The sequence below is a fragment of the Sinomonas sp. ASV486 genome, from assembly GCF_030908215.1.
GTDB lineage: Bacteria > Actinomycetota > Actinomycetes > Actinomycetales > Micrococcaceae > Sinomonas > Sinomonas puerhi.
In genome coordinates, this window is sequence record NZ_JAVFJK010000008.1 from 67,892 (window position 1) to 81,472 (window position 13,581).

The window sequence follows — 13,581 nt, forward strand, 5'->3', positions numbered from 1 at the left end:
AAGAGTTTCACTCCGGGCGGATCCGCGGTCCGTGCGGACCCGTGACGCCGCCCCTAGAATCAAGGTACGTGTCACGCTTGCCAGCAGCGGAACGCGCTTGGGGGGTGCACGCGACCCGGGGCCGATGCCCCCGGGCTGAACGAAGGACAGCGCATGCGTTCGACGGCGAAGACTCTGCTTGCTGCCTTGGCGGCAGCCTTCCTGGTGCTCTTCCCCGCGACGTCGGCCGCGTGGGCGGCCGACCCCGTCACCGTACCTTCGGGTACCAACATCGTCGATCCCCAGAGCGCCCTCGGTTCCCGCAAGGCCGAGGTCCAGAAAGCCATCTCGGACCTCCTGTCCCAGCATCGCGTGAACCTCTACGTCGTGATCGTCGATTCGTTCACCAATCCGAGCGACCGGGCCGCCTGGGCGCACGCGGTGGCTACGAACACCGGCATGGGCGGCTCTGACGTGCTTCTCGCGGTCGCGACATCCGGGCAGTACCAGCTCGTCGCCAACACGCTCAACACGAAGGTCTACTCGAAGACGACGGCCATCGCCCAGAACGCCATCACCCCGAACTTGGCCGGCGGCAAGAAGGACTATGCACAGGCAGCCATCGACACGGCCAAGGCGGTAGGGGACGCCGCGGGCGGAGGGAGCGGAAACGTCTCGTCCGGCGCCGATGCCACGCCGTGGCTCGTGGGCGGAGGCGTCGTGGTTGCTGGCGCTGGCGCGGCGTACCTCATCTCGCGGCGACGGAAGATGGCGGGTGGACCGGTTCAGGGGCAGGTCGGCCCGGGTCAGGACCAACTCGACCCTCTCGCGTCACTGAGCACGGACGAGCTCCGCAAACGGGCCAGCGGGCTCCTCGTCCATGCGGACGACGTCATCCGCTCGAGCGAGCAGGAACTGGGGTTCGCCGAGGCGTCCTACGGCACCGAGGCCGTGGGGAACTTCACGAAGGCCCTGACCGACGCCAAGGCCCACTTGAGCGAATCCTTCAAGCTGCAGCAGCAGCTCGACGACCACGTACCGAACACTGAGGCCCAGCAGCGCCAGTGGCTCGGCGACATCATCCGCCGCTCGGAGGCCGCGATCTCCTCGCTCGCCGAGCAGAAGGCCGACTTCGACGCGCTGCGTGAGCTAGAGCGCAAGGCGCCCGAGGCCTTGGACGAGGTCACCAAGGGAGCGGCAGACGCCCAAGCCCAGCTCGCCGCCGCGCAGCGTTCCCTCACCCAGCTCCAGACCAAGTACGCCGACTCGGCAGTCAAGCATGTGACGGACAACATCACCCAGGCCAGGGACCGCCTCGCGTTCGTGGCGAACGCGTCGGAGACGGCGAAGCAGAAGCTCGCCGAAGGTCAGACGAGCCCCGCCGCGATCGCGGTCCGCGCGAGCGAGGAGGCGCTCCACCAGACGCGCGTCCTGCTCGACGCGATCGACAAGGCCGGTTCGGCGCTCGACGACGCACAGGGCCGCATCGATCCGGCGCTTGCCGATACGCAGGGGGATCTTGCCCAGGCCAAGGCGCTCGCCGTTGAGGGCCAGCATCCCGAACTCGCCGGCCCGGTGGCCGCGGCCGAGGCAGCGCTCGCAGCCGTGAGGCAGGAGCTCGGAGCCGGACGGGTCGATCCGATCGGCCTGCTGCAGCGCGTCGAGACGGCGCACACCCAGCTCGACGAAGCCCTCACCGGCGTTCGGGACAGGCAGCAGCAGGCGCAGCGTGCTCAGGCGTCGCTCCAACAGGCGATCCAGAGCGCGCAGGCCCAGATCAGCGCCACGAGCGACTACATCGCGGCCCGGCGCGGCGGCGTGGGCACCGAGGCCCGGACACGGCTCGCCGAGGCGCAGCGCAATCTCGATTACGCCCTGTCAATCTCCGGCAGCGACCCGGTGACGGCTCTCGCGTACGCCCAGCAGGCAGCATCCCTCGCGGCGCAGGCCTCGGAGATCGCGCAGCAGGACGTGGACCAGTTCTCCGGCTGGGGCGGGGGGCCCGGGGCGGGCGGCATGTTCGGCGGCCGCCGGAACGGGGGCGGCATCGGCGGGGCCATCCTCGGCGGAATCATCATCGACTCGATCCTCCGCGGCGGCCACCACGACGGTGGAGGCTGGGGAGACGGCGGAGGCTTCGGTGGGGGCGGGGGAGGCTGGGGCGGCGACGGAGGCGGCTTCGGCGGCGATGGCGGAGGATTCGGCGGCGACGGCGGCAGCTTCTAGCCGTGCAGGGCGCCATGACGAGCGAGATCGCGATGAAGGAAGCATTGAACGGCTTGTTTTCGCACGAATGTCCATCACGAGAGGGAGCACCATGGTAAAGCAGTCCATCTTCGGTCGCATCGCACAGCTGGCGAAGGCGAACATCAATTCCATGCTGGACCAGGCGGAAGACCCGCAGAAGATGCTGGACCAGATGGTCCGCGACTACACGAACAACATCGCCGAGGCGGAGTCCGCGATCGCGCAGACCATCGGCAATCTCCGTATGCTCGAGGAGGACCACGCCGAAGACGTCAAGGCAGCTCAGGACTGGGGCAATAAAGCCCTCGCCGCCTCGCGCAAGGCCGATGAGTTCCGCGCGGGCGGCAACGCCTCCGACGCTGAGAAGTTCGACAACCTCGCGAAGGTCGCCATCCAGCGCCAGATGTCCTCGGAGAACGAGGCCAAGGTTGCGGAGCCGACGATCGCAACCCAGAGCGACGTCGTCGACCGCCTCAAGACCGGCCTCGACCAGATGAAGGGCAAGCTCAACGAGCTCACCTCGAAGCGCAACGAGCTCGTGGCGCGCGCCAAGACGGCCGCGGCCCAGACCCAGGTCAACGACGCCCTCAAGAGCATCGACATCATGGATCCGACAAGCGAGGTCTCGCGGTTCGAGGAGAAGGTCCGGCGCGAAGAGGCAAAAGTCCGCGGGCAGCAGGAGCTCGCCGCGTCGAGCCTCGACTCCCAGTTCAACCAGCTCGAAGACCTCGGCGAGCAGACTGAGGTCGAGGCGCGCCTGGCTGCCCTCAAGCAGGGCTCCTCCCCCGCAGCACTCAGCTCGGGTGCTGCTGGTGCGGCGTCGGCCGGGGCAGCCGTCGACGAGGCTGATTTCGACAAGCTCTGATCCGTTCCGCCGGCAGCGATAAACCCCGGGGCCGGCGAGTACGGCGGATAGCCGGAAACAACGAGAGAGTCCGCCCATCGGGCGGACTCTCTCGTGTCTTCGGCTGTGGTTGCGGGGACAGGATTTGAACCTGCGACCTCTGGGTTATGAGCCCAGCGAGCTACCGAACTGCTCCACCCCGCGGCGCACTGTCTACCTTAGCAACCGGACAACGCGGGGCCAAATCGAGGTGAACGGCCACAGGCCCACACAGCGGAGCGTGCGGGAGCGTGGCCCTACTTGCTCGGGGTCGGAGTCGGGCTCGCCGAGGCAGTCCCCGCCGCCCCGCCGGCGGCCCCGGCAATCTTCGCCTCTGCGTCCATAGCACGTTGCACCGCCGCACTGAGCTTCTGCTGCGCATCGCCGTAGGCCGCGAAGTTGCCCGACGCCAGCGCCGCCTGACCGTCCTTGATGGCCTGGCTGGCATCCTGGAGTGCTGTCTGCAGGTCGGACTGAGCAGATGAGGTCTGCCCGCCCGACGGGGTCGGGCTCGGCGTCGTGGGCCCGGCTTGGCCGTTGTTCCCCGAGTCTCCCGCCTGCGCGCCTGAGTTGCCGCCGAACAGTCCGTCAAGGGCCTTGTCCAGCGTGGGGGCGAAGCCGATCTTGTCCCCGAAGGCCACGAGGACGCGTTGGAGCGTCGGATAGGAGGTGGTGCCTGTCGACTTCACGTATACCGGCTGGACGTACAGCAGGCCCCCGCCAACCGGGAGGGTCAGCAGGTTGCCATTGAGGACCTCCGATGCGCCCTGGCGGAGGAGGTTGAGCGCCTGTGAGACGCTCGGATCCGAGTTGAACTTGTTCTGGACCTGGCCAGGGCCGGGAACCAGAGTGTCGGTGGGCAGTTTGAGCAGCCGCAGCTTGCCGTACTCCGCCCCCTTGACCCCTGCCGTGTTGCCCGCATCTGAATCCGCCGCGAGATATCCGTACATGACCTCCCTGGAGGCCCCGCCCTCGACGGTCTGCGGGATGAAGCTCGAGGTGAGCTGGAAGGCCGGGGCCTTCTGGTCCGGCATCTGGAGCGTCATGTAGTACGGGGGCTGCTTCACGCCCGAGGTCTTCACGGTCGGATCATTCGGCACGCTCCAGACATCGTTGTTCTGGTAGAAGCTGTTCGGATCTGTCACGTGGTAACGGGTGAGGAGCTCCCGCTGGACCTTGAAGAGGTCCTCGGGGTAGCGGACGTGGCTCATGAGCCCTGCGGACATGTCCGAGATCGGCTTGATCGTGCTAGGGAAGACCTTCTGCCACGCCTTGAGCATCGGGTCCTGGCCATCCCAGGCGTACAGCGTCACCGAGCCGTCGTAGGCGTCCACAGTGGCCTTCACCGAGTTGCGGATGTAGTTGACCGTGGCCTGGGGCAGCTGTGCCGCCCGGCCCGCGGCAGTCTGCGAATCTGCCGTGACCTGCTGGAGCTGCTGTTGCTGCGAGTACGGGTAGTACTGGGTGGTCGTGTAGCCGTCCACGATCCACTTCACGCGGCCATCGATCACTGCCGGGTAGGAATTGCCGTCGATGGTCAGGTATGGAGCCACCTTCTGGACCCGATCACGGGGATTGCGGTCGTACAGGATCTGCGAGCTCGCGTTCACACCGTCCGAGAACAGCAGGTCCGTGCTCTGGAACTTCATGGCATACATGAGCTTGTTGAAGAAGCCGCCGACGTTGGGGCCGCCGTTGCCCGTGAACGTGTATTGGGTCTCCCCCGTCCCGCCCTGCGGCTTGTCCTGCTCGCGCGCCGGACCACCGCCCTGGCCACCCACGATCGAGTAGTCCGGCGAGTACTCGCCGAAGTAGATCCGCGGCTGGTAGCTGTCGTCATTGCCGAGAACTCCAGTGGACGGGATTCCGGACTCCATGAAGACGGGCTTGCCGTCCACCGTGGCCGTATTGCCGTAGGCGGCCACGACGCCGTACCCGTGCGTGTACACGATGTGGTTGTTGTACCAGGACTGCTGGGTCGGGGAGAGCCCCTGCGAGTTGAGCTCGCGCACCGCGATCACCGTGTCCTGGGACTTCCCGTTGACGTTGTAGCGGTCCACGTTGAGGGACGGTGCGAACTGGTAGTAGGCACGGTACTGCTCGAGCTGCTGGAAGGTCGGCGAGACGAGCGTCGGGTCGAGGAGTCGGATGCTTGCGGCGGTCTGGGCATCCTGGCGGAGAGCACCCTGGGTTGCGTCCGTGGTGGCCTTGTAGTCCTGGACCGCGACGCTGTCCAGGCCGTACGCGGCGCGGGTCGAGGCGATGTTCCGCTCGATGTAGGGCGCCTCGGCGGACTGCTCGGACGGGCGCACCTGGACCTGCTGGATCACCCACGGGTAGACGCCGCCGGCGAGGATGCCGGTGATCACGAGCATCGCGGTCCCGATGAGCGGCAACCGCCACCGCCCGATCACTGCCGCCACGATGAACAGGACCGCGACGATCGCCGCCGCGATCGCGAGGATCGCCTTCGTCGGAATCACCGCGTTGACGTCCGTGAAGAGGGCGCCCGAGACGCGTCCGGACGAGTTGAACACGGAGCTGTAGCGGTCCAGCCAGAAATTGACGGCGATAAGGAGCAACAGCGCCGCGCCGGCGATGGCCAGATGGAGCTGGGCAGCGCGGGCAATGTAGATGCCGCTCTCGCTGATGCGGATCGAACCGTAGAGGTAGTGCGTGAGGAGCCCTGCGATTCCGGCAATCACGACGACGCCGAGGAGGAAGCCGACCACGGTGCCGAGGAATGGCAGCGTCATCGTGTAGAAGCTGATGTCGAGGTGGAACTGGGGGTCCGTGACCCCGAACGACTCCTGGTTGAAGAAGAGCGCGGCCTTCTGCCACTGGCTCGCGGCCGCGGCGCCGGCGAAGAGGCCGAACACGATCGGCACGCCCGCCATGACGATGCGGCGCATCGGCTCGAGCTGTTCCTGGTACCGGCTCATGGTGTCCGGGTTCGCGGGGTCCGGCGCGTAGACGGGACGCGCGCGGTACGCCGCGCGCATCACCCCATAGATCGCACCGCCCATCACGATCGCTGCGACGAGGAACACGAGCGTCCGCACGAGGTTCTGCCGCAGGAAGACCTCGACGTATCCCAACTGCTGGTACCAGAGGATGTCGGTGTACAGCTGCGAGAAGAGCACGAACGCGACCGCAAGCACGGCGACGATCACGAGCGTGGGGATCAGTGCCCCTCGGCGGCGTCGTAGTGCGGTCGGTCTGCCTTCGGGGCGGGATGTCACGGCGTACCTCGATGCTCGGGCTTGGCTGCTCGTGCCGCTCAGGCTCTGCGCAGGAGCAGCATTGGTCTAAGTCAAGCACGCGTGGCGCGGTGCGGCAGTTCCCACGCACGGAGCGGTCCGCGATAACGATTCGGCGACGGTTCCTTCCAAGGCCGCGGCAGGCCACCCGGCCGCATCGAATCGACGAGCGTCAGCCCTTCGTGCACTGCGGCATCGACGCCGGGTCCTTGCCCTGGGCGTAGGCCTCGACCGCGGCCCGCGCGTCCGAGAGGGTCGACACCTTGACCACGTCGAGGCCCTCGGGCAGATGTCCAACAACCTCATCGCAGTTGGAGGCGGGGGCCAGGAAGAGTGTCGCCCCGGCAGAACGCGCGCCATACAGCTTCTGGGCTATGCCGCCGATGGCCCCCACGGTCCCGTCAGGGCTGATCGTCCCTGTCCCTGCGATCTGCCTGCCCCCCGTCAGGTCCCCGGGCGTCAGCTTGTCAACGATCCCGAGCGCGAACATCATGCCCGCGCTGGGACCCCCCACCCGATCGAGCGAGACGCTCACCGAGAACGGGAAGCTGTACGTGTAGCGGATGCCCACCCCGAGGACCCATTTGCCCTGGTTCTGCGTCGGGGTCACGGTCACCGTCTCCGGGGATCCGCCGCGCACGACGACGACGTCCACCGGAGTTCCCCCGCCCGCCGCGAGCGTCTGCTGCACGGTCGCGAGTGAGGTGACCTTGGTGCCGGCGACGCTCACGAGGCGGTCACCGACGAGGAGCTTCCCGGTCGAAGGCGACCCGTCCGGGATCGAGCCCACGTTGAGCTGCTGGTCGTAGGCGATGCCGAGGTTGCCGAGCGCCGCTGCCACGGCGGTCTGCTCGGAGTCCTGCATGAGTGCAGCGTTCTCGTCGGACACCTGCTGGCTTGTGGTCCCCGGCGGGTACACCACCCGCTGCGGGAGGATTGCCCGGGTGGGATCGAACCACGAGCGGGCGAGCTCCAGGAGCCCGACGTCGCTGTTCGGGCCGCCGTTGACGTAGACCGTCGTGAGATCGAGGGCCCCGGCGGCAGGATACGAGTCATGGCCGGTGACGGTGATGACGTCCTTCCCGCCGGTCTGCCCGAGCGTGTTGTACGCGGGACCCGGGGACTCGATGATGTACGGCACGGGAACTGACACGACTGTCGCCCCGAGGATGAGGGCGGCGAGGCCGGAGATCAGGGCCGCGGATCCTCTGCCGCCGGACCGGCCTTGCTGCCGCTTCCGCTGCCCGGCCGACGATCCGGAGGGACGCACGACGTCGTGCGGCGGATCAGCGGAAGGCGAGACCGCGCCGTCGTCCGCGCCATCCCGCGCACCGCCTTGCGCACCGGCGTGGGCAGCCGTGGGATCGCTGCCGGCATCGGGGACCACGGGACCGCTGACCACCCAGATCTCACCCCTTCCTCTTGCCTGGACCAGTGCCCAGCCTACGGTGCGCTGCTGGCGATCCATCCATAGCGCGCGGGGGCGCGCTGTGCCCACAGCGAAAGCGCCCCACGCACCGAAGACACGTCTACTGTCCCGCGGTACCGTGAGGATGTCCCTAGCAGAAGCGGCACTGATCGGCGGCATGATGACCACACCTGAGAAGCCTTCGGGCCACGACGGCGAGCCCGAGGATCCGCTGTCCGAGCTCTTCGCCAAGCTCATGGGCGGTGCGGGCGCCGAGGGATTCGATCCCACCGAGATCGCCAAGGCCGCTGGCCTCCCGAGCGATCCGAACGTCCTGCGGCAGATGTTCGAACAGGTGCAGGCCATGATGTCTGCTGCGCCCGGAGAAGGCCCCGTCAACTGGCGGATGGCCCACGAGCACGCGCGCCGGACCGCCGCCTCAACCTCCGATCCCTCGGTCTCGGCGACCCAGAACCGCGAAGTGGACGAGGCCCTGCGCCTCGCCGAACTCTGGCTCGACAAGGCCACGGAGTTCCCCAGCACCGGGATCATCGGGCGCGGCTGGTCCCGCGCCGAATGGATCGAAGCCACGATGGGCACATGGCGGCGCCTGACCGAGCCGGTGGCCAACAGCATCGCGACGGCCCTCTCGACGGCCCTCAGCGAGCAGATGCCTGAAGAGATGAAGGGCATGCTCGGGGGTGCGTCCTCGATGCTGACCAACATGGGCGGCACGATCTTCGGCATGCAGCTCGGCGCCGCGATCGGCGCACTCTCGGGCGACGTTGTGAGCTCCTCCGACATCGGGGTGCCGCTCGTCGACCTCGAGATGGCCCTCCTCCCGGCCAATGTCACGAAGTTCGGCGAGGGGCTCGGGCTGCCGGAGGGCGACGTGCGCCTCTACCTCGCGGTGCGGGAGGCCGCCCACGCGCGCCTCTTCATGCACGTACCGTGGCTGCGCGGCCACCTCCTCGGCGCCATCGAGGACTACGCCCGGGGCATCCACATCGACGTCTCCAAGATCGAGGAGCTCGCCCACGGGATAGACCCGAGCAACCCTGAGTCCATCCAGGAAGCACTCCAGGGCGGGGTCTTCATGCCGCAGCGGACCCCGCAGCAGGACGCGGCGCTGACGAAGCTCGAGACCGCGCTGGCCCTGGTCGAGGGCTGGGTCGACGAGCTCACCGCAGCGGCCACCGACGGCGTCCTGCCCTCCGCGGCAGCGCTCCGCGAGGCTGTGCGACGCCGCCGCGCCACCGGCGGTCCTGCCGAGCACGCCTTCGCCTCCCTCGTAGGGCTCGAACTGCGCCCGCGTCGCCTGCGCGATGCGGCCACGCTCTGGGCATCGCTCACGGAGGAACGCGGGATTGCCGGCCGGGACGCCATCTGGAAGCACCCCGATCTGCTTCCGACCGCAGAGGACCTCGACGATCCGCGGGGATTCTCCACCCGCCGGTCGATGGCCGAGGCGCAGGACTCCGAGGTCGATGAGGCGCTCGAGAAGCTCCTCGCAGGCGGATTCGACGAGCCGGCGGCCCCGGACTCGGGCACCGGAGACGGTGGGGACGATCCGGACACGACAGACGACGGCGGCACTCCCCCGGGCGCTCCCCGGGCCTGATTCCGCCGGGACACAGAGCTGAGAACGGGCCGTCCCGACGAGTCGGGGCGGCCCGTCGGGCTCGGTGGCGTCAGTCGATGTCCTCCACGATCTCGCCGTACGGGATCTTCTCATCGAGATGTGCCTGGAGCACGTGGGGATCGATCACGACCCGGACTCCCTGCGTCTTGTCGGCGGCCGACTGCAGAAGGATCGGTCGGATGGTGTCCACGAACAGCTCGTCGCGGCCGAGGAGGTACTTCGCGTAGCTGGCTGGTAGCTCAGTCATGGCCAGATTCTAGGCGCGTTCCTCGTCGTCGGTAAGGCCCCAGTCGTCGCCGTCTTCGTCCGGCTGCCCCGGCCCGTGATGAGAACCGGCGAACGCAACGCCCGCGAGGAACGCCTTGGCCTCCGCCAGCCGCGGGTATGCCGCGACGAGCCGCCAGAACGCGGGCCCGTGACCCGAGACGAGCAGGTGGGCGAGCTCGTGGACAATCACGTAGTCGACGACCCACTCCGGCATGCGCTGGAGCTCGTGCGAGATCCGTATGGTGCGCTGGCTCGGGGTGCACGATCCCCAGCGACGGCGCTGGTTTGTCACCCATCGGATGGACACCGGCGAGGCCCGGCCCCCCAGATACTGCCGGGACAGCTCCCCCGCGCGGCCCATGAGGGCCTCATCGGTGGCGGGCCTGCCGCGGCGAGCCGTGTCCTGTTGGAGGCGCGCGACCATGCGCTCAACCCAGTGTTCCTCCTCGGCACGGGAGAATCTGGCGGGGATCGCCACGACGGCGGTGGAGCCTTCCCAGAAGGCGGAGACCGTCTTGCGGCGCCGCGGGGAGCGACGCACCTCAACCGGGGGCCCCGGATTCCCTCCGGCCGATCCATCGAGTGGCAGCGAGCGCTGACCGCGCGCTTGGCCCTTGTCATGAGTCACGGAGCAGCTCCAGGACAGCCTCGCCGTAGCGCTCGAGCTTGGCCCGGCCGACGCCGGCGACTTGGGAGAGCTCCGCCAGGCTGACGGGCTTCGCCTCGGCAATCGCCGTCAGGGTCGCGTCGGTGAACACGACGAACGCGGGGACGTCCGATGCTTTGGCCTGCTCGAGGCGCCAGGCCCGAAGGGCCTCGAACGTGGACTCCTCGTAGCTCGGGGGGCACGTGGAGCAGCGGCCCACCTTTCGCTCGGCGCCGGTGGAGAGGATCGTCCCGCACACCCGGCAGGTCGTGGGCCCCTTGAGCTCGCGCCGCTTCCGTGCGGCACCGCCGGTGTGCGACGACGTGGCGCCGCCCGGCCTGAGTCCGTCGAGGAACCGCGACGGCCGCCGGTGGGCGCGGCCGCCTGGCGTCCTGGACAATGACCACGAGAGGTGGAGGAACTCCCTGGCTCGGGTGATGCCGACGTAGAGGAGCCTGCGCTCCTCGTCGATCGTCACCGGAGTATCCGCGAAGGAGATCGGCACGAGACCCTCGCTCAGGCCCACGAGGAACACGGCATCCCACTCTAGGCCCTTCGCTGCATGGAGAGACGCCAGGGTAATTCCCTGGACCGCGGGCGCATGCTGGGAGGTGGCCCGCTCCTGGAGCTCGGCGACGAACTCCGTGAGGCCAAAGCCCTCTCCGCGCGCGGCCGAGAGCTCGTCGGCGAGCGCCACGAGGGCGGCGAGGGACTCCCAGCGCTCCCGGGTCGCGCCGCTGCCCGTCGGCGCCTGCTCGGAGTAGCCCAGCGACGAGAGGACATCGCGCACGCGCTGGCCTACCGGCACGCCGTCGTCCGCCTCGGCGCGCGCCGCGCCGCGCAGCTGCAGGAGCCCATCGCGGACTTCGCGCCGGTTGAAGAACCGCTCGCCGCCGCGCAGCTGGTACCCGATCCCGGCGGCAGAGAGAGCCTGTTCGAACGCCTCGGACTGGCCGTTGGTGCGGAAGAGGACCGCGATGTCCTTCGCCTGGGTCCCGGCCGCCATGAGCGCCGCGATCCGGCGGGCGACTGCGGCCGCCTCCGACTCGTCGTCCGAGCACTCGGCAAACTCGGGCTCAGGGCCGTCGGGCCGCTGGGCGAGGAGCGTCAGGGGCTGCGCCCACCGCGCATCGGCGGCGGGTCCGCCGCTGCGCCGGGACCCCAGCAGCTGGTTCGCGAGCCGGACCACCTGCGGGCTCGAGCGGTAGTCTCTCACGAGCCGGATGATTGACGCGCCCGGATGGTGCTTGCCGAACTCGAGCAGGTGGGCGCTCGTCGCGCCGGTGAACGAGTAGATGGTCTGGCTCGCATCGCCCACCACGCACAGCTCCTCGCGTCCGCCCAACCACAGCTCCAGGAGCCGTTGCTGGAGTGGGGACACGTCCTGGTACTCGTCGACGACGAAGTGCCGGTATTGTTCGCGGACCGTGGCCGCGACCTTGGCGTCCTCCTGGAGGATGCCGACCGTGATGAGCAGGACGTCCTCGAAGTCGATGAGGTTCCGGTCCACCTTGACGTCCTCGTACGCCTCGAACAGCCGTGCGACGACGGGCGGCTGCAGTCCGCCCGGCTCTCCTCGGCCGGAAGCGCCCTCGAGGTAGGTGGAAGGGGTCAGCATCGAGACCTTGGCCCACTCGATCTCGGACGCCAGGTCGCGGATGGCTGCACGGTCCACGGTGAGCCGCAGCCGCCGGGCGCTCTCGGCAATAGCCTGCGCCTTGTGCTCAAGGAGTGCCGGCAGCGTCCCCCCCACCGCCTGCGGCCAGAAGTACTGGAGCTGGCGCAGTGCCGCGGCGTGGAAGGTGCGTGCCTGGACCCCGCCGACGCCCAGGTCCCGCAGTCTGCTGCGCATCTCGGCGGCGGCGCGGGCCGTGAACGTGACCGCGAGCACGCTCTGGGGAGAGTAGACGCCCGAATGGACGCCGTACGCGATTCGGTGGGTGATCGCTCTGGTCTTGCCCGTTCCCGCGCCGGCGAGAACGCAGACCGGGCCCTGGAGAGTGGTCGCAACCTCGCGCTGTTCGTCGTCGAGCCCGCCGAGGAGCCTGTCCTCGAGGGTCCCGTGCTCGGCGTGCGGCGCGCTGGTATCGATCACTTGGACACCGCGGACCCGGGCTCTGCGATCTCGCCGCCGTACCAATGCTCGATGAGGGCCCTCGAGATCGACAGACGGCTGGGGAGTGTGATCTCGCCTGAGCCCGCCGCCGCGGCAAGCTCCTCGCGGCTGAACCAGCGCGCGCGCAGTACCTCCGCGCCGTCGGGCTGCGCCACGGTGTCCTCCGTGCGGGCCGTGAAGCCGAGCATGAGCGAGGCAGGGAACGGCCACGGCTGAGACCCCAGGTACTGGCACTCGGTCACCCGCACCCCGACCTCCTCGAGGATCTCGCGCACAACCGCCTGCTCGAGTGACTCACCCGGCTCGACGAAACCGGCGAGCGTCGAGAACATCGTGGACCGCATCCTCGCCCCGGTCCCGAGGAGCACCCTGTCCTCCGGCCCGACGACCGTGACGATGATCGCGGGATCTGTGCGGGGGAAGTGCTCCGAGCCGTCCTCCGGGCAGCGGCGCACCCAGCCGCTGTGGACCACTTGGGTGGGTGCGCCGCAGCGCGGGCACCGTGGATGCCCGGCGTGCCAGTTCGCGATGGCTGTCGCCTCGAGAAGGACCCCCGCCTCGACGACGTCGAGCCGGGACCCGGACTCGCGGAAGCCTGCCCAGTTGGTGTCCTCGGGCAGCAGCGAGGCGCCCTCCTCGGCGGGCTCTGACATGACGGCGGAGACAGGTTCCACGGGTTCGGGGAGGATCACCAGGACGACGTCGGAACCGGGGTTCGCGTGCGGCGTCGTGCGCTCCTGCGGGAGCTGGCCGAGGTATACGACGAGCCCGTCAAGCCATTCCGCGGGCAGGCTGTGGGCGGGGAGGAAGGCGAGGTGCTCCCCGGCGTGGGCTGCCCGGTGCTGTGAGTAGAGCACGGCGACGGCCCCGGGTTGGTGCACCACGGAATGGAGGAAGTCCGGGTCCGCGCGATCTGCGGAGCGCCGGTCGAGGGCCTCCACGCCTACCGGGAGCAGGCGGTCGGTGAGCCATCCGGCCACGGGGCCTTCGCCGTCGAACGCCGTGAGTGCTGTGCGGTCAGCGGCGGACGGGTGGGCTGGGTCGTTAACCCGTGGGAGCGAACCGGAAGTCATAGCACTACGGTACTGACGCCCTCTGACACTCGCACAACCGGGCCAACACCGTATGTGGAC

Annotated in this window: 9 protein-coding genes and 1 tRNA gene; 3 read left to right on the forward strand and 7 right to left on the reverse strand. The window is 68.9% G+C overall.

Annotated elements, in window-relative coordinates:
* Positions 1–153: 153 nt before the first annotated feature.
* Together RBS60_RS12555 and RBS60_RS12560 are read left to right on the forward strand one after the other, a co-directional pair.
* Positions 154–2,205: a TPM domain-containing protein gene (locus RBS60_RS12555; RefSeq protein WP_307957903.1), complete on the forward strand. Its 2,052-nt coding sequence runs from the start codon at positions 154–156 to the stop codon at positions 2,203–2,205.
* 91 nt (positions 2,206–2,296) lie between these two features.
* A complete protein-coding gene (locus RBS60_RS12560) occupies positions 2,297–3,091 on the forward strand; it encodes a PspA/IM30 family protein (protein ID WP_307957904.1) in 795 nt (264 codons plus the stop codon).
* Positions 3,092–3,197: 106 nt separating this feature from the next.
* Here RBS60_RS12560 and RBS60_RS12565 read toward each other — a convergent pair.
* From RBS60_RS12565 to RBS60_RS12575, 3 genes are all read right to left on the reverse strand, one after another.
* A tRNA-Met gene (locus tag RBS60_RS12565) sits at positions 3,198–3,274 on the reverse strand.
* A 92-nt stretch (positions 3,275–3,366) separates the two neighbouring features.
* The gene (locus tag RBS60_RS12570; RefSeq protein ID WP_307957905.1) at positions 3,367–6,351 is read right to left on the reverse strand and encodes a UPF0182 family protein; all 2,985 of its coding nucleotides are present in this window, start codon (positions 6,349–6,351) and stop codon (positions 3,367–3,369) included.
* Positions 6,352–6,541: 190 nt separating this feature from the next.
* Positions 6,542–7,771 carry a S16 family serine protease gene (locus RBS60_RS12575; protein ID WP_307957906.1) on the reverse strand — a complete coding sequence of 410 codons (1,230 nt, stop codon included), beginning with the start codon at positions 7,769–7,771 and terminating at the stop codon, positions 6,542–6,544.
* Between the two features lie 184 nt (positions 7,772–7,955).
* Between RBS60_RS12575 and RBS60_RS12580 the strand changes: the two genes are divergently transcribed.
* Positions 7,956–9,398 carry a zinc-dependent metalloprotease gene (locus tag RBS60_RS12580; RefSeq protein ID WP_307958043.1) on the forward strand — a complete coding sequence of 481 codons (1,443 nt, stop codon included), beginning with the start codon at positions 7,956–7,958 and terminating at the stop codon, positions 9,396–9,398.
* A 70-nt stretch (positions 9,399–9,468) separates the two neighbouring features.
* Here the strand turns inward: RBS60_RS12580 and RBS60_RS12585 are convergent, their stop codons facing one another.
* The 4 genes from RBS60_RS12585 to nudC are packed head-to-tail and all read right to left on the reverse strand — an operon-like array spanning position 9,469 to position 13,521.
* Positions 9,469–9,666 (reverse strand): hypothetical protein, encoded by a 198-nt coding sequence (locus RBS60_RS12585; RefSeq protein ID WP_307957907.1) that lies wholly within the window; start codon positions 9,664–9,666, stop codon positions 9,469–9,471.
* Positions 9,667–9,675: 9 nt separating this feature from the next.
* Positions 9,676–10,275 carry a M48 family metallopeptidase gene (locus RBS60_RS12590; RefSeq protein WP_307958044.1) on the reverse strand — a complete coding sequence of 200 codons (600 nt, stop codon included), beginning with the start codon at positions 10,273–10,275 and terminating at the stop codon, positions 9,676–9,678.
* Between the two features lie 28 nt (positions 10,276–10,303).
* On the reverse strand, positions 10,304–12,427 hold the full coding sequence (locus tag RBS60_RS12595; RefSeq protein ID WP_307957908.1) for an ATP-dependent DNA helicase UvrD2: 2,124 nt from the start codon (positions 12,425–12,427) through the stop codon (positions 10,304–10,306).
* The gene (nudC, locus tag RBS60_RS12600) at positions 12,424–13,521 is read right to left on the reverse strand and encodes an NAD(+) diphosphatase (protein WP_307957909.1); all 1,098 of its coding nucleotides are present in this window, start codon (positions 13,519–13,521) and stop codon (positions 12,424–12,426) included. Before nudC ends, RBS60_RS12595 begins: the two co-directional genes overlap by 4 nt.
* Positions 13,522–13,581: the final 60 nt, after the last annotated feature.

Bases quoted from the DNA above. Each gene is read 5' to 3' on its own strand.
- RBS60_RS12560 (WP_307957904.1), top strand. From the start codon at position 2,297: ATGGTAAAGCAGTCCATCTTCGGTCGCATCGCACAGCTGGCGAAGGCG.
- nudC (WP_307957909.1), bottom strand. From the start codon at position 13,521: ATGACTTCCGGTTCGCTCCCACGGGTTAACGACCCAGCCCACCCGTCC.
- RBS60_RS12555 (WP_307957903.1), top strand. From the start codon at position 154: ATGCGTTCGACGGCGAAGACTCTGCTTGCTGCCTTGGCGGCAGCCTTC.
- RBS60_RS12585 (WP_307957907.1), bottom strand. From the start codon at position 9,666: ATGACTGAGCTACCAGCCAGCTACGCGAAGTACCTCCTCGGCCGCGAC.
- RBS60_RS12580 (WP_307958043.1), top strand. From the start codon at position 7,956: ATGATGACCACACCTGAGAAGCCTTCGGGCCACGACGGCGAGCCCGAG.